The organism is Ornithinimicrobium sp. (assembly GCF_051004135.1).
Lineage (GTDB): Bacteria > Actinomycetota > Actinomycetes > Actinomycetales > Dermatophilaceae > Ornithinicoccus.
Genome location: NZ_JBPCKQ010000206.1, coordinates 13,164 through 29,540, shown reverse-complemented (window position 1 = coordinate 29,540; position 16,377 = coordinate 13,164). Strand labels below are relative to the sequence as shown.

Annotated in this window: 16 protein-coding genes; 5 read left to right on the top strand and 11 right to left on the bottom strand. The window is 71.1% G+C overall.

What is annotated here, in order from left to right; all coding sequences use genetic code 11:
• Window positions 1-17: 17 nt before the first annotated feature.
• The 4 genes from qcrB to ctaE all read right to left on the bottom strand — a co-directional run bounded on the left by qcrB (window position 18) and on the right by ctaE (window position 4,405).
• The gene (gene qcrB / locus ACR2FV_RS14605; protein ID WP_434016425.1) at window positions 18-1,814 is read right to left on the bottom strand and encodes a cytochrome bc1 complex cytochrome b subunit; all 1,797 of its coding nucleotides are present in this window, start codon (window positions 1,812-1,814) and stop codon (window positions 18-20) included.
• Entirely contained in the window at window positions 1,811-2,875 is a 1,065-nt protein-coding gene (gene qcrA / locus ACR2FV_RS14600; protein WP_434016424.1) for a cytochrome bc1 complex Rieske iron-sulfur subunit, read from the bottom strand. Before qcrA ends, qcrB begins: the two co-directional genes overlap by 4 nt.
• Window positions 2,875-3,696, bottom strand: coding sequence for a cytochrome bc1 complex diheme cytochrome c subunit (gene qcrC / locus ACR2FV_RS14595; protein WP_434016423.1), 822 nt, complete (start codon window positions 3,694-3,696; stop codon window positions 2,875-2,877). Before qcrC ends, qcrA begins: the two co-directional genes overlap by 1 nt.
• Window positions 3,697-3,763: 67 nt before the next feature.
• Complete coding sequence (gene ctaE, locus ACR2FV_RS14590; protein WP_434016460.1) at window positions 3,764-4,405, bottom strand: aa3-type cytochrome oxidase subunit III; 642 nt, start codon at window positions 4,403-4,405, stop codon at window positions 3,764-3,766.
• 131 nt (window positions 4,406-4,536) lie between these two features.
• On the opposite strand from ctaE, the gene ACR2FV_RS14585 reads away from it, so the two are divergent.
• Together ACR2FV_RS14585 and trpD are read left to right on the top strand one after the other, a co-directional pair.
• The gene (locus tag ACR2FV_RS14585) at window positions 4,537-4,950 is read left to right on the top strand and encodes a hypothetical protein (protein WP_434016422.1); all 414 of its coding nucleotides are present in this window, start codon (window positions 4,537-4,539) and stop codon (window positions 4,948-4,950) included.
• Window positions 4,951-4,991: 41 nt separating this feature from the next.
• Window positions 4,992-6,059 (top strand): anthranilate phosphoribosyltransferase, encoded by a 1,068-nt coding sequence (gene trpD / locus ACR2FV_RS14580; protein ID WP_434016459.1) that lies wholly within the window; start codon window positions 4,992-4,994, stop codon window positions 6,057-6,059.
• Between the two features lie 12 nt (window positions 6,060-6,071).
• Here the strand turns inward: trpD and ACR2FV_RS14575 are convergent, their stop codons facing one another.
• The 5 genes from ACR2FV_RS14575 to ACR2FV_RS14555 form a co-directional block, all read right to left on the bottom strand.
• Window positions 6,072-6,356: an Lrp/AsnC family transcriptional regulator gene (locus ACR2FV_RS14575; RefSeq protein ID WP_434016421.1), complete on the bottom strand. Its 285-nt coding sequence runs from the start codon at window positions 6,354-6,356 to the stop codon at window positions 6,072-6,074.
• Window positions 6,353-8,104 (bottom strand): DEDD exonuclease domain-containing protein, encoded by a 1,752-nt coding sequence (locus ACR2FV_RS14570; protein WP_434016420.1) that lies wholly within the window; start codon window positions 8,102-8,104, stop codon window positions 6,353-6,355. The genes ACR2FV_RS14575 and ACR2FV_RS14570 overlap by 4 nt, the downstream gene beginning before the upstream one ends.
• 87 nt (window positions 8,105-8,191) lie before the next feature.
• A complete protein-coding gene (locus ACR2FV_RS14565; protein WP_434016419.1) occupies window positions 8,192-10,156 on the bottom strand; it encodes an MFS transporter in 1,965 nt (654 codons plus the stop codon).
• Window positions 10,153-10,581 (bottom strand): MarR family winged helix-turn-helix transcriptional regulator, encoded by a 429-nt coding sequence (locus ACR2FV_RS14560; protein WP_434016418.1) that lies wholly within the window; start codon window positions 10,579-10,581, stop codon window positions 10,153-10,155. Before ACR2FV_RS14560 ends, ACR2FV_RS14565 begins: the two co-directional genes overlap by 4 nt.
• Before the next feature lie 65 nt (window positions 10,582-10,646).
• On the bottom strand, window positions 10,647-12,437 hold the full coding sequence (locus tag ACR2FV_RS14555) for an AMP-dependent synthetase/ligase (protein ID WP_434016417.1): 1,791 nt from the start codon (window positions 12,435-12,437) through the stop codon (window positions 10,647-10,649).
• Window positions 12,438-12,549: 112 nt separating this feature from the next.
• On the opposite strand from ACR2FV_RS14555, the gene ACR2FV_RS14550 reads away from it, so the two are divergent.
• From ACR2FV_RS14550 to ACR2FV_RS14540, 3 genes are read left to right on the top strand one after another with little or no spacing between them, the layout of a single operon-like run.
• Window positions 12,550-13,026, top strand: coding sequence for an SRPBCC family protein (locus ACR2FV_RS14550; RefSeq protein ID WP_434016416.1), 477 nt, complete (start codon window positions 12,550-12,552; stop codon window positions 13,024-13,026).
• Window positions 13,023-13,994, top strand: a complete 972-nt coding sequence (locus tag ACR2FV_RS14545) for an ROK family glucokinase (RefSeq protein ID WP_434016415.1) — start codon at window positions 13,023-13,025, stop codon at window positions 13,992-13,994. The genes ACR2FV_RS14550 and ACR2FV_RS14545 overlap by 4 nt, the downstream gene beginning before the upstream one ends.
• Window positions 13,991-14,989, top strand: coding sequence for an ROK family glucokinase (locus ACR2FV_RS14540; protein ID WP_434016414.1), 999 nt, complete (start codon window positions 13,991-13,993; stop codon window positions 14,987-14,989). The genes ACR2FV_RS14545 and ACR2FV_RS14540 overlap by 4 nt, the downstream gene beginning before the upstream one ends.
• Before the next feature lie 29 nt (window positions 14,990-15,018).
• Here the strand turns inward: ACR2FV_RS14540 and ACR2FV_RS14535 are convergent, their stop codons facing one another.
• Window positions 15,019-15,585 (bottom strand): hypothetical protein, encoded by a 567-nt coding sequence (locus tag ACR2FV_RS14535; RefSeq protein ID WP_434016413.1) that lies wholly within the window; start codon window positions 15,583-15,585, stop codon window positions 15,019-15,021.
• On the bottom strand, window positions 15,582-16,343 hold the full coding sequence (locus ACR2FV_RS14530) for an alpha/beta hydrolase (protein WP_434016458.1): 762 nt from the start codon (window positions 16,341-16,343) through the stop codon (window positions 15,582-15,584). Before ACR2FV_RS14530 ends, ACR2FV_RS14535 begins: the two co-directional genes overlap by 4 nt.
• Window positions 16,344-16,377 lie beyond the last annotated feature (34 nt).

Genomic DNA, 16,377 nt, shown 5'->3' with positions numbered 1-16,377 from the left:
GTGCTGCGATGACTGGGTCAGTCGCGAGACTGACCCAGGGATGCTCGCTGCTGCTCGCGCTCACCGGGCACGGCGGTGACGGGCTCACCCAGCTGCGGTGTGCTCTCGCTCGGCTCGAGCGCGTCGTGCTCGCCGTGCGAGTGCGCTGCAGCGAGCTCGGCCGGCGTCACCGGCTGCACCTGGTCGCGGAAGTAGAACTCGGACAAGGATCTGCGCGCCCGGTGGCCGAGCGGGCGCGGGCGGCGCACCCCGTGCTCGTCGACGTCCGCTCCGTCGTCCAGCGCAATCGGCACCTGCGCCTCGTGCTGCACCAAGGTCCACCGGGTGTAGGGATCCAGCGGCTCATGGACCTCGTAGAACTCACCCTCGGGGGTGCGGACGACCCGGCCGGTCTCGGTGCCGTGCAGCACCAGGTCGCGGTCAGCCCGCTGCAATGAGACGCACAGGCGCTTGACGACGAAGAACACGATGAACGGCGCGATGAAGAACAGGGCCCGGAACAGGATGGTGAGGTCGTTGATCGACAGGTTGAGCTTGATGGCCAGGATGTCGTTGACGCAGGCCATCGCCAGCACCAGATACACGGCCGTCGCAGCGGCGCCGATCGCGGTGCGCACCGGGGCGTTGCGCGGGCGGTCCAGCAGATGGTGCTCCCGCTTGTCGCCGGTCACCCAGGACTCTACGAACGGGTAAGCACCGATGATGACCCAGACCAGCGGCAGGAGCACCAGCGAGCCCAGGAAGATGTTGAAGCTCCACGTGGTGCCGAACACCTCGAACTCCAGGAAGCCCGGCAGGAGGCGCAGCGCGCCGTCGGAGAACCACATGTAGAAGTCTGGCTGGGAGCCGGCCGTGACCTGGGTGGGATCGTAAGGCCCGAAGACCCAGACCGGGTTGATCGAGACCAGTGCCGAGATCAGCGCCGTGATGCCGAAGACGATGAAGAAGAACCCACCGGCCTTGGCCATGTAGACCGGCATCAGCGGGAAGCCGACGACGTTGTCGTCGGTGCGACCGGGGCCGGGGTACTGGGTGTGCTTGTGCACGGCCACGAGCACGATGTGGGCGGTGAACAGCCCGACCAGCAGGGCCGGGATGATCAGCACGTGCGCGATGTAGAGCCGCGGGATGATCATCTCGCCTGGGAAGGGACCCCCGAACACGGCGAAGGTCATCCAGGTGCCGATGACCGGTGCGGACTGCATGAAGCCGGCCATCGCCCGGATGCCCGTGCCGGAGAGCAGGTCGTCGGGCAGGGAGTAGCCGGCGAAGCCCTCGATGATGGCCAGCAGGCTCAGCACCGCCCCGATCAGCCAGTTGATCTCGCGCGGCTTGCGGAAGGCGCCGGTGAAGAAGACCCGGGCCATGTGCAGGGCGATGCCCACCACGAACAGCAGCGCTGCCCAGTGGTGCAGCTGGCGGATCAGCAGCCCGCCCTTGATGTCGAAGGAGATGTCCAGCGTCGTGGCATAGGCCTCGCTCATGCCCACGCCCTTGAGTGGGACGAACGAGCCGTCGTAGGTGACGTGGCCCATGCTCGGGACATACCAGAAGGTCAGGAACGTGCCGGTGATCAGACAGATCACCATGGAGTACATGGCGATCTCGCCGAGCAGGAAGGACCAGTGGTCGGGGAAGACCTTCTTGAGCAGGAAGCGCATCCCCTTGGCCGTGCCCACCCGCTCGTCGGACCAGATCACAGGGGGTGGCAGCGTGGCCTTGTCCGTGCCGGCGCTCGAGGTCGAACCCCCACTTGTCGGCTCGGGGCGAGTCCGGTCGGCGCCTTGCGGCACTCGAGATGTCGTTGTCATCATCCACGCTCCCAGAAGCTCGGGCCGATCGGCTCACGGAACGAGTCGTCCGCGACCAGGTAGCCCTCGTCATCGATGCTGATCGGTAACTGCGGTAGAGGCCGCCTCGCGGGCCCGAAGATCGCCTTGCAGTCCCGGGTCATGTCGAAGGTCGACTGGTGACACGGGCACAGCAGGTGATGGGTCTGTTGTTCGTAGAGCGCCACGGGGCACCCGACGTGGGTGCAGACCTTGGAGTAGGCCACGATGCCGTCGACTCCCCAGGAGCGCTGCTTCTCGCTCTCGATCAGCTGGGGGTCGAGCCGCACCAGGATGACCTGGTCCTCGGTCTTGGCCACCATCAGCTCCTCCGCGGAGAGGCTCTCCTCCGCGTCGTGACCGACGAAGCCTTCGGGCATGACGTGGAAGACCGAGCCCTGGGTCACGTCCGAGGCCAGGATCGGGGTCGCGCTCGGGTCGATCATCAACCGCAGCCCCTTCTGCCAGTTGGTGTCGTAGAGCGCGCGGCCCGGGGCCGGGCCGAGGCTCCCGGCGACCTGCAGGACCAGGGGGATGGCGAACAGGCCCAAGGCACCCGCTGCACTGGTCAGCAGCAGCGGCCGGCGGTTGAGCTGGGATTCCTCCCACCCCGACCGGAGGATGGCAGCGGCGCCGTCCCGGTTCTCCTGCGAGGAGGCCTGCGGGTGCCGATGCTCGATGATCTCCTCATCGGGCATCAGGGTCTTGGCCCAGTGCACCGCGCCGAAGCCGATGCCGCTGAGGGAGATCGCCAGGGTCATGCCGAGAGCCAGGTGGTAGAGGTTCATCTCCCCGATGCCGAGCACGGTGCCCCGTGCCTCCATCGGGATCAGGAAGTAGGCCACGATGAAGCCGAGCGTCCCGAGGATCGAGAGCGCGAACATGGCGAAGACCTGGCGCTCCGCGCGCTTGGCGGCCTTGGTGTCGACGTCGGCGCGACGCGGCACGTGCGGCGGCAGACCGGGGTTGTCGAAGCGCTCCGGCAGGGAGCTGGACCGGGTCGCCGGGCGGTCGTCGCCACCCTGGTGCGGCGTGATGTCGGCCATCAGCGTGCCTTCCGTCCGAGCCAGACCGCCGAGGCGATCAGCAGGGCGATGCCGAAGGTCCAGATGAACATCGCGTCACCGGCCGGCCCCAAGGCACCCAGGGCATGACCGCCGTAGGAGTTGCCGCCGTTCTCGATGTCCTTGACGAAGGCGATGACATCCTCCTTGTCCTCCGGGCTGAGGTTCGCGTCGTTGAACACCGGCATGGACTGCGGCCCGGTCACCATGGCCTCGTAGATGTGCTGCGGCTCCACGTTCATCAGGCCCGGCGCGTACTTGCCGCGGGTCAGCGCGCCACCGGCCCCCGAGGAGCTGTGGCACATGGCGCAGTTGGTGCGGAACAGGGCGCCGCCGTTGGCGATGTCGGCTCCCTCGAGGTCGATCCACTCCTGAGCGGGGACGTCGGGACCGGGGCCGAGGCTGTCGACGTAGGCCGCGAGCGCGGTGATCTCCTCCTGAGAGAGCAGCACCGAGTCGCGGTTGGCCGGTGCCTGCACCCCGGGTGCGGCCAGCGGCATCCGACCGGTGGCGACCTGGAAGTCGACCGCTGCGGCGCCGACACCGACCAGGGAAGGACCGGCCTGCGCCTCCGGCGCCTCCGGCGCGGCACCCTGGGCGTTGGTGCCGTGGCAGAAGGCACAGTTGGCCAGGAACAGCTGACGACCGGCCGCGATCTCGTCGGTCGAGGCCGTGGCGACGGAGGTGCCCGGCTCGGCCTTGGGCTGCAGCGCGGCGTAGGCCGTGCCGGTCATCGCCAGGCCCAGCAGGAGCACGACGAGGAGCGCGAGCGGACTGCGGCGTCGAGCGGCCAGGTGTCTCACGCGCCGTTCCTTCCGTCGGTGTCGGTCAGGTCAGTGATCTCACGGGGCGGGGCGGTCGGCATACCGGTCATTTGATGACGTAGATGGTCAGGAACAGTGCCACCCACACCACGTCGACGAAGTGCCAGTAGTAGGAGGTGACGACCGCGCTGGTGGCCTGGGCGTGCGTGTAGCGCTTGGCCGTGAAGCTGCGCCCGATGATCAGCAAGAAGGCGATCAACCCGCCGGTGACGTGCATCGCGTGGAACCCGGTGGTCAGGTAGAAGACCGAGCCGTAGGGGTCCGCCTGCAGGGTCAGGCCCGCATGCACCAGCTCGGCATACTCCAGTGCCTGGCCGGCCACGAAGACGGCGCCGAAGAGGTAGGTCAGGACGTACCACTCACGCATCCCCCACTTGCCGATCTCCATGATCCCGCCGGTGCGGCTGGGCTGACCGCGCTCGGCGGCGAAGACCCCCAGCTGACACCACAGCGAGGAGATGACCAGGATGGTGGTGTTGATCAACGCGAACGGGACATTGAGCTCGCTGGCCCGTTCGGACCACAGGTCCGGGGAGACCGAACGGATGGTGAAGTACATCGCGAACAGCCCGGCGAAGAACATGATCTCGCTGGCCAGCCATACGATGGTGCCGACTGCGACCATGTCGGGCCGGGTGGCCGGCCCGTGCGGGCCGGCCGAGGCCGCCGGCGCCGAACCGGTCGTCATGGAGGTAGAGGTCGCCACGAGATCCAGTATGACCCACGACCCTTCGTCGTGGGCAACCGACCCTCCGTCGACGCCAAGCGCCTCAGCAGCAGGTATGCCGTCCGACCCCCCCGGATGGGTAGCATCGGTGCATGACCGCCTCGACCGCGACCGACGCCGATGCCGGCGTGCGCCGGATCAGCATCCTGCTCTTCAGCGACGACTCCTCGACCCGCGATGCTGTGCGCCTGGGTGTGGGGTCCGCGCCGGCGCCCCAGGTGCGGGTTCAGGAGTGGTTCGAGTGCGCGACCGCGCCCGGGGTCGAGCTGGCGCTGCAGGACGGGTCCTACGACCTGTTGATCCTGGACGGCGAGGCGCAGCCCTACGGCGGTCTCGGGCTGTGCCGACAGCTCAAGAACGAGTTCTACGACTGTCCGCCCGTGCTCGTGCTCACCGGCCGTCCCGGCGACGGTTGGCTGGCCGCCTGGTCGCAGGCCGACGGGGCGGTGGCGCACCCGCTGGATCCGGCCGCGCTCGCTGCCGCGGTCGCTCGCCTCGCCCGGTGACGTCGCGCCCTGACACCGTGGTGCCCTCGACCGCTTCCGCCATGTCCTGGCCCGAGCTGCTGACCCGCCTGCTGGGTGGGCAGGACCTCAGCGCGCCGGATGTCGCCTGGGCCATGGACCAGGTGATGAGCGGCGAGGCGGAGCCTGCTCAGCTGGCCGCCTTCCTGACGGCGCTGCGTGCCAAGGGGGAGACCGTCGAGGAGATGCGCGGGCTGGCCGACGAGATGCTGGCGCACGCCCACCGCTTCGAGGTGAGTGGCTCTGCGCTCGACATCGTCGGCACCGGCGGCGACCGGGCGCACACGGTCAACATCTCGACGATGTCCTGTGTGGTGGCCGCGGCCGCGGGGGTCCCGGTGGTCAAGCACGGCAACCGCGCCGCCTCGTCCCGATCGGGGGCCGCCGACCTGCTCGAGACGCTGGGAGTCCGGCTCGACCTGACCCCCGAGCAGGTGGCCTCGGTGGGCACCCGGGTCGGCATCACGTTCTGCTTCGCCCAGGCGTTCCACCCCTCGATGCGGCACGCCGCGCCGGTGCGCCGCGACCTGGGGATTCCGACGGCGTTCAACTTCCTCGGGCCGCTGACCAACCCCGCCCAACCGTCGTATGCCGCGGTCGGGGTGGCCGACGCCCGGATGGCGCCACTGCTCGCGGGGGTGTTCGCGGAGCGAGGGGGCCGCGCGGCGATCTTCCGCGGCGACGACGGGCTCGACGAGGTGACGCCGGCGACCACGTCGACGATCTGGTGGGTGGCCGACGGCGGCGTGACCGAGCTCACGTTGGACCCTGTGCGGCTCGGGCTGGGACCGCATGCGGTGGCCGACCTGGTGGGCGCTGATGCCGACTTCAACGCTGCGGTGGCTCGCGACATCTTTGCCGGCGCAGGCGGAGCGGTGCGCGACGCCGTCCTGCTCAACGCCGGTCTGGCGCTCGCGGTGGTCGCCGACGGTGAGGCCGACAGCGCGCTCGCGCCACCGAGGAGCGCGCAGGAACTGCACGAGCGGGTCGAGGCCGGCGCTGCTCAGGCGGCCAGCGCCATCGACTCCGGCGCCGCCCGCGACAAGCTGGCCGCGTGGGTCGAGGCCACGCAGACCGCGGTCACGCCCTGACCGCACAGACCCCTACTCGTCGTCGAGACCGAGCGCGTAGCCGGCCTGCAGATCCTGGCTGGAGTAGGTGCGAAAGGCGATGTGGGTGTTGGTCTCCAGCACCCCGGCCACCTTGTTGAGGCGGTCGGCGATGACGTCGTGGAACTGCTCGTGCGAACTCACCCGCGCCACGGCGATCAGGTCGACCTCGCCGGTGACCGAGTAGACCTCGGTGATGCCCTCGATGGCGGCGATCTCCTGGGCCGCCTCGGGGATGCGGGCCACTTCGGCCTTGATCAAGACGATGGCTGCAATCACCGGACCACCCTATCCACATTACCCCAGCGCCGGGCCCGCGGCTCCAGGTCGCCACGGGCAGCGCCGGCACCCCCCACGGGGCAGGTCCAAGCGCCGTCGACGTCGACCAGTCGGGTGCCGGGTGTCTCCAGCCAGCGCAGGATCACCTCGGTCTCCTCCGGGTGCGCCGAGGGAGCGGGGGCGGTCGGTCGGGCCACCACCTCGGCGCAGGCCCGCATCGCCTCGATGAACGGCATCGGGTCGGCACCCGGCGGGCTGAGGGTGGTCCCGGCCAGCCGGCCGTGCCGGACGCTGACGACCTCCCACCCACCGGCCTCCTGGCGACGCGCCGCGACGATCTCGGGGGCCAGCGCGAGCGGGGCGATGCGTTGTGCCCGGGCGCTGGCCCGGACCAGGGCGAGCATCCGGTCGCGCAGGGTCTGTGCCTCCTCGAACCGCTCCGCGCCGGCCAAGCCGCTCAACCGGTGCTGCAGCGCGGCGAGCGCCGGCCGACCGTCCCCGGCCAGCGCCGCCCGGGCCCGCCCGGCCACCTCGGCATACTCCGCCTCGCTCTGCTCGCCCGTGCACGGCGCGCCGCACCGACCCAGCTCGGCGAGCACACAGGCACCGGCTCCGTCGGCGGGGCGCAGCCGCGAGGTGCACTGCCGCAACGGGATGACCTCGTGCACCGCGGCCATCGCCTCGGTAGCGGCGGCACGACTGCGGAAGGGCCCGGCATACGTCGCCCCCTCGGCACGGACCTGGCGGACCACCGACAGCCGGGGGAATGCCTCGGCGGTCAGCTTGACCCACACGACCTTCTCCGGATGCCGGGACCGGGCGTTGTAGCGCGGCTTGTGTTCGGCGATCAGCCGCAGCTCGCGCACCTGCGCCTCCAGGGGGGTCTGGCAGACGATGGGGGTGATGGACTCGGCCAGTCCGACCATCTCGCCCATCCGGCGTCGGCTCTCGGAGGCCGTGAAGTAGGTGCGGGTGCGTCGGCGCAGGTCGGTGGCGGTGCCGACGTAGAGCGGCTGCCCCCGCCCGTCCTTGAAGACGTAGACCCCCGGCGCCGAGGGCATCGCGTCGGCGAGGAACCGCTTGCGCCGGGTGGCCGCGCTGACCCGGCTGGAGAAGCTGCTCAGCTCCTCCAGGGTGTGCACCCCCAGGTTGCCGACTCGGGCGATCAGGCCGTGCAGCACGTCGACGGTGGCGCGGGCGTCGTGCAGTGCGCGGTGATCGGGTGTCGTCCCGGCGCCGAACAGCCGGGCGAGACTGGCCAGCTTGTGGTCGGGGGTCTCGTCCCGGTGCACCAGCTGGCGGGCCAGCCGGACGGTGTCAACGACCGCGAATCCGGGCCAGGGATGCCCGGTCGCGGTGACCGCCGCCTTGAGGAAGGAGACGTCGAACCCTGCGTTGTGGGCGACCAGGACCGAGCCCTGGGCGAACTCCAGGAAGGCGGGCAGCGCCACCTGGATGGACGGGGCGTCGGCGACCATGCTGTTGGTGATCCCGGTGAGCAGCGTGATGAACGCAGGGATCGGGGTGCTGGGGCGCACCAGGGTCTGCAGCTCGCCGAGCACCGCTCCGGCGCGCACCTTGACCGCGCCGATCTCGGTGATCTGAGCGCTCTGCGCCGAGCCGCCCGTGGTCTCCAGGTCGACCACGACGAAGGTCACCTCGGCCAGTGGCGTGCCCAGGTCGTCGAAAGTGCGCTGCACTGCGCCGAGCGTGGCGCCGGTGCCTCGCGCTCCGGTGGTGGTCGTCATGGTGCTGACCGTAGGCGCCGGCCCCGACAGACCCGGGCTGCGCCGCCGGTATGTCGTGGATCGCCGCGGGTATGTCGGTGCCCGCCTCTAGCGTGCACAGCACATCACTTCAGGAGGTGAGATCGGATGATCATCGATTGTCAGAGCTGCCCGGTCCGGGGCACGCACTGTGCCGGCTGCATGGTGCCCGTGGTGGCCCAGCAGTGGCTCGCCGACCCGCAGGCGGGTCCGCCCGGGTCGCCGCCACGACACCGTGGAGCTCCGCCGGGGCTGCCTCGCGGGACCAGGGCTGCCGCGGACGACGAGGAGGACGAGCTCGACGACGCCGAGTGGGAGGCGGTCGACGTGTTCGTGCGGGCCGGGATGGTCAACACCCTCGACGCTGCCTGGTCCACCGCCCGGGTGGCGGCCGGGGGAGCGTGGTCGCGCGTGGGCTAGGGCTTCTCGCGCCAAGCTTGCGGGTTTACTCCGCCGCCGCGGCGTCCGCCGCCGCCCGCTCGGCGTAGGCCGATCCGGAGCGCAGGGGCACCTCCGGCAGCGCCAGCAGGACCAGGAAGCACACGGCGGCGACGACGGCTCCCACCAGGAAGACGACGTCCATCGCCTCGGAGAAGCCGACCAGGAACGGGCGGGCCAGGCGTGGGTCGAGGGTGGACAGGAACGAGGAGTCCTGCAGCACTGCGCCGAAGGTCGAGGTCGCGTCGGCTCCGCTGGTGGCACTGGTGGCACTGGCGCGCAGCTGCTCGGCGACGGCGGTGTTGGCCGGGTCGGCGAGGGCCTGCTGGAAGTCCTGCGTGGGCGCCAGCCGCTGCACGGAGTCGCTGATCCGCCGATCATCTGGGCCGGCACGGCGTTCTGGACGGCCAGGGTGAGCGGCTGCATGTTGCCGCCCAGACCCAGCCCGAAGAACAGCATCATGGTCATGGTGACCCACAGCGGGGTGTCGGCACCGACGAAGTGCAGTGCCAACAGGGCCAGGGCCAGCAGCGCGGAGCCGATGATCGGGAAGATCCGGTAGCGACCGGTCCGTGAGATGGCCTGGCCGGAGACGATCGAGCCGGTCATGATGCCCAGGGTCATCGGCAGCAGCATGAGGCCGGCCTGCGTCGGGCTGGCGCCCTTGACGATCTGCAGATAGAGCGGCAGAGCGGCCAGGCCACCGAACATCGACATGCCCAGCAGCACAGAGGCGATGGAGGCGACTCGCACGGTGCGGTTGGCGAAGAGGGTCAGCGGCAGCAGCGCCTCCCGGCCCATCCGCCGCTCGATGAGGAAGAACGCGGTGAGCGAGACGACGCCGATGGCGTAGCAGACGATGGCCGCGGTCGAGCCCCAGCCCCAGTCCCGGCCCTGCTCGGCGACGAGCAGCAGCGGCACGAGTCCGGTGCTCAGGCTCAGCGCCCCCCACCAGTCGATGCGGTGATCCAGCCGGGTGTGCCGCATGGTCAGGGTACGCTGCACCACGGCGAAGGCCGCGAGACCGATGGGGACGTTGACCAGGAATACCCAGCGCCAGCCGGACAGGCCGAGGAACGAGTCAGCTCCGGCGAAGAAGCCGCCGATGACGGGTCCGATCACACTCGAGGTGCCGAAGACCGCCAGGAAGTAGCCCTGGTATTTCGCGCGCTCCCGGGGCGGCACGATGTCGCCGATGATGGCCAGCGCGAGGGAGAACAGACCGCCGGCCCCCAGACCCTGCACCGCGCGGAAGACGGCCAGCTGCTCCATGCTCCCGGCGAACGAGCACAGGGCCGACCCGATGAGGAAGATGGTGATCGCGGTACTGAAGAACAGCTTGCGTCCGTAGATGTCGGACAGCTTGCCGTAGAGCGGGGTGGAGATCGTCGCGGTGATCAGGTAGGCCGTCGTGGCCCACGCCTGGTGCTCCAGACCCTGCAGGTCGTCGGCGATGGTGCGGATGGCCGTGGCGACGACCGTCTGGTCCAGGGCAGCCAGGAACATGCCCATCATCAGCCCGACCAGGATCGTGACGATCTCACGGTGCTCCAGCCCCGCGCCGGGCTCGCCGGCGCGGGGGGCAGAAGCGGTCACGAAGACTCCTCCGAGGTCAGGGGGGACAGGTGGCGATCGCGCAGGGCGTCACTCAGCCGGTCCAGGTATGTGGTGAAGCGGGCGACGTCGTCGTCGTCCCAGTCGTGCAGCAGCTCGGCGAACATCCGGGCCCGCTCGACCCGGACCCGGTCCAGCAGCTCCTGTCCCGCGGGTGAGAGGCGCAGCAGCTGGGCCCGTCCGTCGTCAGGATCGGCGCCCTTGTCGACCAGGCCATGGGCGGCCAGGCTGCTGGCCTGCCGGCTCACCGTGGAGATGTCGCTGTGCAGGTCGGCGGCCAGGTCTCCCACGCGGGACGGTCCGCCACACAGGGTGAACAGCACCGGATAGGACAGGGGGTCGACCGCCGGGTGGGGCCGGGGCATCGACTGCCGCACGGCCTGCATCGTCTTCAGGTTGCGGATCAACGCGGTCGCAAGCCGATCGGCCGAGTTCGTGATCGCGCGAGGTCGGGGTCGGGCGGTGGGGCCGGTCAGTCCGAGTAGAGGGCGTCCACCCGGTCGGCCATGTCGTGCAGGACCCGACCACGGCACAGCTTGAGCGAAGGCGTGAGGTAGCCGTTGGCCTCGGTGAAGTCGCCTTCAAGAATCTCGAACCGGCGGATGGACTCGGCCCGGCTGACCGCCGTGTTGGCGTGGTCGACCGCTTCCTGCACCTCGGCGATGACGGCCTCGTGCGTCGGGGCCTGCTCCATCGTCAGGCCCTCGAGGTCGTGGTTGGCCGCCCAGGGCGGCAGCATCTCCTCGTCGAGCGTGATCAGCGCGGCGATGTAGGAGCGGCCGTCACCGACCACCATGCACTGCGAGATCAGCGGATGACCGCGCAACCGGTCCTCCAAGACGGCCGGAGAGACATTCTTGCCCGCTGCGGTGACCAGCAACTCCTTGGTGCGGCCGGTGACCTTGAGGAACCCGTCGTCGTCGATCTCGCCGAGGTCGCCGGTGTGGAACCACCCGTCCCGGATCGCTTCGGCCGTGGCCTCCGGGTTGTCGTGGTAGCCGCGGAAGACGTTGTTGCCCTTGATCAGGATCTCGCCGTCGGAGGAGATCCGCACCCCGACCCCGGGCAGTGGACGCCCGACCGTGCCGATCTTGATCAGGTCCGGGGTGTTGACGTTGCTCGGAGCGGTGGTCTCGGTCAGCCCGTAGCCCTCGAGCACCACGAGCCCGACGCCGCGGAAGAAGTGACCCAGGCGCTCGCCCAGGGCAGCCCCTCCGGACACGGCATACTGCAGCCGGCCGCCCATGGCGGCGCGCAGCTTGCCGTAGACGAGCCGGTCGGCCACGCGGTGCTGGACCCGCAACCGCACACCCGGTGACCCGGCGTCCTGGGCCTTGCTCCAGTCGCTTGCCACCCGGGCCGCCCAGCGGAACACCCGGCCTCGACCGGCGGCCTCGGCCTTCTGCTCGGAGGAGTTGTAGATCTTCTCGAACACCCGGGGCACGGCCAGCAGGAACGTCGGCTGGAAGGTCCCGAGATCCTCCAGCAGCTGCTTGGGGTCGGCGGTGTGACCCAGCGCCGCCCCGCTGTGCAGGGTCAGCACCGCCACGAAGCGGGCGAAGACGTGCGCCAGCGGCAGGAAGAGCAGCGTGCTTGCGCCGGGGGCGCTGACGACCTCGGCGAGGCGCTGCGTCGTGTTTTCGGCCAGGGCCATGAAGTTGTCGTGGGTGAGCTCACAGCCCTTGGGCCGGCCCGTGGTGCCCGAGGTGTAGATGATCGTGGCCAGACCGCCCCGGTCCACCTCGGCGCGGCGGGCCTGCAGGTCGTCGTCGGAGACCTCGGCGCCGGCCGCGCCCACCTCGTCGAGGGCGCCGGAATCGATCTGCCACACGTCGCGCAGGCTGGGCACCTGGTCGCGCACCTCGCTCAGCTTGGCGGCGTGCGCGGCGCTCTCGACGATGAGCGCGACGGCTGCCGAGTCGGAGCAGATCCAGGCCAGCTGGTCTGCCGACGACGTCTCGTAGACCGGGACCGGCACCGCGCCGGCGGTCCACAGGGCGAAGTCGACCAAGGTCCACTCATAACGGGTCCGGCTCATGATCCCGACCCGGTCTCCGACCTGCACCCCGGCCGCGAAAAAGCCCTTGGCCAGTGCGTTGACCTGACCGCTGAACTCGGCGGCGCTGACGTCGCGCCAGGACTCTCCCTCCGTGACCCGGATCAGCACCCGCCCCGGGTCGCGCTGCGCCCATCCGTGGGGAAGGTCCGAAAGGTTGCCCGTGGTCGCGACGGGGACCAACGGAGGGACGACGATGTCCTGCACGAGTTGCCTCCTGGATCCTGGTATGCGGCGTCAGCGCATCCTAACCGGCTGTGGCCGGCGAGATCCGCGCGTGGGCAGCACTCCGGCGTCGGTCACCGATACGCTCTGGCCCATGGCCCAGCGCAGCGAGTCCAGCATCCACATCCCGGCCCCGGCGCCCCGGGTCGTGGAGGTCATCGCCGACTTCGCGGCCTACCCGCAGTGGGCCGACGGGGTTCGCGAGGCCCAGGTGCTCTCGACCGAGGGTGACGGGTGGCCGGACCGGGTGCGCTTCGACCTGACCGCGGGCATCATCCGGGACCGCTACGTCCTGGACTACGACTGGCAGCTCGACCTGAGCGGCAGCGGCACGGTCTGCTGGGAGATGGTCCAGGGGCGCACCCTGAAGGCCCTGCGCGGCGGCTACGTGCTGACCCCGGAGCCGACGGGGACGATGGTGACCCACCGACTCAGCGTGCAGCCGGTCGTGCCAATGCTGGGCACCCTGCGCGGCAAGACCGAGCAGCTGATCATCACCTCAGCGCTGGACTCGCTGCACCGTCGGGTGCTGCAGCTGCAGCCGATGACCACCAACGGAGGGACGTCGTGAGCATCAGCATCGGGGTCGACGTCGGCGGCACGAAGATCGCCGCCAGCACCGTGGACGAACACGGCGCGATCCGGCACCGGGCCCGGCGCGAGACGCCGGCCCAGGACGCGGCCGCCATCTCCGCGGCCATCGTCGAGGTCGTCGAGGAGCTGCGCGAGCGGCACCGGCCGGAGGAGGTGCAGGCCGTCGGTGTCGCCTGCGCCGGCTTCATCGACGCCGAGGGTGCGGTGGTGCGCTTCTCACCCAACCTGGCCTGGCGGGACGAGCCGCTCGCCGAGCGCATCGTCGAGCAGACCGGGCTGTTCGTGGTGCTGGAGAACGACGCCAACGCCGCGGCGTGGGGTGAGTTCCGCTTCGGAGCCGCGCGGGACGTCGCCGACATGGTGATGGTCACCCTGGGCACGGGGGTAGGCGGTGGAGTCGTCAGCAACCACGCGGTGCTGCGCGGCACGCACGGCATGGCTGCCGAGATCGGGCACATGCGGGTGGTCCCGGGCGGCCACCGCTGCGGGTGCGGCAACCGGGGGTGTTGGGAGAAGTACGCCAGTGGGTCCGCGCTCGTGCGGGAGGCCCGCGAGATGGTCGGCGGGGGCAGCCCGCACGTGGCCGAGCTGGCCGCCCGCTGCGGTGGGGACCCGAGCGCGCTCACGGGCGGCATGGTCACCGAGGTGGCACAAGAGGGCGACCCGGCCGCGCGAGAGCTGCTCGAGGACCTCGGTCGCTGGGTCGGTGAGGGTGTGGCCAGCCTGGTCGCCATCCTCGACCCGCAGATGATCGTGATCGGGGGCGGAGTCAGTGCCGCCGGAGATCTCGTCCTGGAGCCTGCACGGGCGGCCTTCGCCCGTCAGCTGACCGGGCGCGGGCACCGCCGGGTCGCCGACATCGTCGTGGCACAGCTGGGCAACGACGCGGGCATGATCGGGGCCGCCGACCTGGGCGGTGCACGCCGACTGGAAGCCTCGGGGTGAGCCGTGCCGCCGGCGCCCCACCGGCGGTCGGTGTGGACATCGGCGGGACCACGGTGTGGGCCGGTGCCGTCGAGGAGAGCGGCCGGGTGCTGGCCCAGGTGCACCGTGCCACACCGGGCCGCAGCACCCGGCCGGAGGTCGTGGAGGACGTCATCGTCTCGGCGGTGCGCGAGGTGCTCCTCGACGCCCGGCTAACCCCGGATCAGGTGGTCGGGGTCGGCGTGGGGGCCGCCGGGTTCGTCTCCGCAGATCGGCGCACCGTGCTCTTCGCGCCACACCTGTCCTGGCGGGACGAGCCGCTGCGCGACCGACTCAGCCGGCGGCTGAGCCTGCCGGTCACCATCGAGAACGACGCCAACGCTGCTGCGTGGGCCGAGCACCGCTTCGGGGCCGGACAGGGGGAGTCCCGGCTGCTGCTGGTCACCCTCGGCACCGGGATCGGGGGTGGACTGGTGCTCGACGGCCGGGTCGAGCGCGGTCGGCACGGCCTGTGCGGCGAGTTCGGGCACATGGTCATGGTGCCGGAGGGCCGGCGCTGCGAGTGCGGCAACCGGGGCTGCTGGGAGCAGTACGCCAGCGGATCCGTGGTGCTGCGCGAGGCGCGCGAGCTGGTCCGCGCGGGGGGCCCGTATGCAGCGGAGCTGGCCCGTCGGTGCGGGGGCCTGCCGGAGGACCTGGACGGCCCCGCCGTGACCGCCGCCGCGCACGCCGGGGACGCCGCCGCGCAGGAGGTGCTCGCCGAGGTCGGCCGGTGGCTCGGGCTCGGGCTGGCCAACCTGGTGGCGGCGCTCGATCCAGGCTGCGTCGTCGTCGGCGGCGGGGTCAGCGCCGCCGACGACCTGGTCCTCGGGCCGGCGCGGCAGACCCTGGCCCGCCACCTCACCGGCCGGGGGCACCGCCCCGTGGCCCCGGTGCGTGCGGCATACCTCGGGCCGAGCGCCGGTCTGATCGGGGCAGCCGACCTGGCGCGGATCGAGCAGACGCCGCAGGTGTGACGGCGAGGCCCGGGGCGGGACCGCCGATCTCAGACCTGGGCGCCCCAGTCGTCGTCGCCGTCGCGGCCGGGGGAGCGCAGCACGAGCAGCACGAAGCCGGTCACTGACAGCACCACACCGAGTGCGCCCCACACCGGTCCGTCGAGCAGGGGCAAGACGGTGCTGAGCAGCAGCAGCAACGGTCCGAGGCTGAGTCCGACCAGGATCGCCCAGAAGTGCAGGTCGCCCGCAGGCAGCGGAGGAGGATCCGGGGGGACGAAGTGGTCGTCGGCGGGGTCGGGACGGGACGCGTCCGCGCTGCCGCGCCACGGGCCGGCCCCCTCGACGCCTGGCACAGCCGGAACAGACGGGTCGGCACCCGCGCCGGAGGCGGGCGTCGCCGGCTCGCGCTCCGGTGGGCCGGGGTCGTCCCCTTCGCCCGGGGCCGGCCTGGTCTCGCCCGTCTCGGCTGGGGCCGAGCCCGGCTCGTCGGGGGACTCCGGGGTGGCGGGCTGCCGGGGGTCCTGCAGGTGAGCCACGATCTCGCTGAACCGGCGGTCGATGTCGTCGAAGCCTCCGCCGGGCCCGCCAGGTGGCGGCGTGCCGTCATGGCTCATGCCGGCATCCGCTCGATCCGGGCCACGAAGTCCGCGGTCTCCTGCAGCACCTGCGGCTGGTCGTGGTCCAGGACGGCCACGTGGCCGGAGTCACGCAACCAGACCTCGGTCACGTCGGTCGAGCCCACCCCGTCCAGGAACAGTCGGGCCGACCGGGCCGGCACGAGCTCGTCATGCGCCGAGCGCAGCAGCAGGATCGGCGCAGCGACCTTGGCGAAGTCGCGACGCAGCCCCTTCCACCGCTGCACGAAGCTGTGGAAGGCGTGCAGCGGCAGCCGGTCGTAGGCCAGCTCACGCGGCGGGCCGGATCGCCGGATCTGGTCGGCGAGCCCCGGGAACGTCGGGGTCAGCAGCTTGAGCAGGGGCAGCAGCGCCAGCCGCTGGTCATCGGAGGCGAAGCCGGGGTTGATCACCACCAGGGCGTCGACCAGGTCGGGGCGTTGCGCGGCCAGATCGGTGACCAGCGCCCCGCCCAGGCTGATGCCGGCCGCCACGACGCGCCCGTGCTCGCGCTGCAGGGCGACCGCCTCGGTCTCCACCCGGGCCAGCCAGTCGGCATACCGGGTGATCCGCATGTCCTGCACCCGGGTGCCGTGACCGGGCAGCCGCGGGCAGCGCACGGCATACCCGAGCCGGGCGAGGTGCTCGCTGAGCGGCCCCATCGTCTGCGGCGTGGAGGTCAGGCCGTGCACGAGCAGCACGCCGACGCCCGGATGCTCCGGGGAGGCCGCGCTGGCGAACGACTCCGCACCCGGCATGATCTGCACAGCTCCGATCTTGTCACGAGTGACG

Bases quoted from the DNA above. Each gene is read 5' to 3' on its own strand.
- qcrB (WP_434016425.1), bottom strand. From the start codon at position 1,814: ATGATGACAACGACATCTCGAGTGCCGCAAGGCGCCGACCGGACTCGC.
- qcrA (WP_434016424.1), bottom strand. From the start codon at position 2,875: ATGGCCGACATCACGCCGCACCAGGGTGGCGACGACCGCCCGGCGACC.
- ctaE (WP_434016460.1), bottom strand. From the start codon at position 4,405: ATGACGACCGGTTCGGCGCCGGCGGCCTCGGCCGGCCCGCACGGGCCG.
- ACR2FV_RS14585 (WP_434016422.1), top strand. From the start codon at position 4,537: ATGACCGCCTCGACCGCGACCGACGCCGATGCCGGCGTGCGCCGGATC.
- trpD (WP_434016459.1), top strand. From the start codon at position 4,992: ATGTCCTGGCCCGAGCTGCTGACCCGCCTGCTGGGTGGGCAGGACCTC.
- ACR2FV_RS14570 (WP_434016420.1), bottom strand. From the start codon at position 8,104: ATGACGACCACCACCGGAGCGCGAGGCACCGGCGCCACGCTCGGCGCA.
- ACR2FV_RS14550 (WP_434016416.1), top strand. From the start codon at position 12,550: ATGGCCCAGCGCAGCGAGTCCAGCATCCACATCCCGGCCCCGGCGCCC.
- ACR2FV_RS14535 (WP_434016413.1), bottom strand. From the start codon at position 15,585: ATGAGCCATGACGGCACGCCGCCACCTGGCGGGCCCGGCGGAGGCTTC.
- ACR2FV_RS14530 (WP_434016458.1), bottom strand. From the start codon at position 16,343: ATGCCGGGTGCGGAGTCGTTCGCCAGCGCGGCCTCCCCGGAGCATCCG.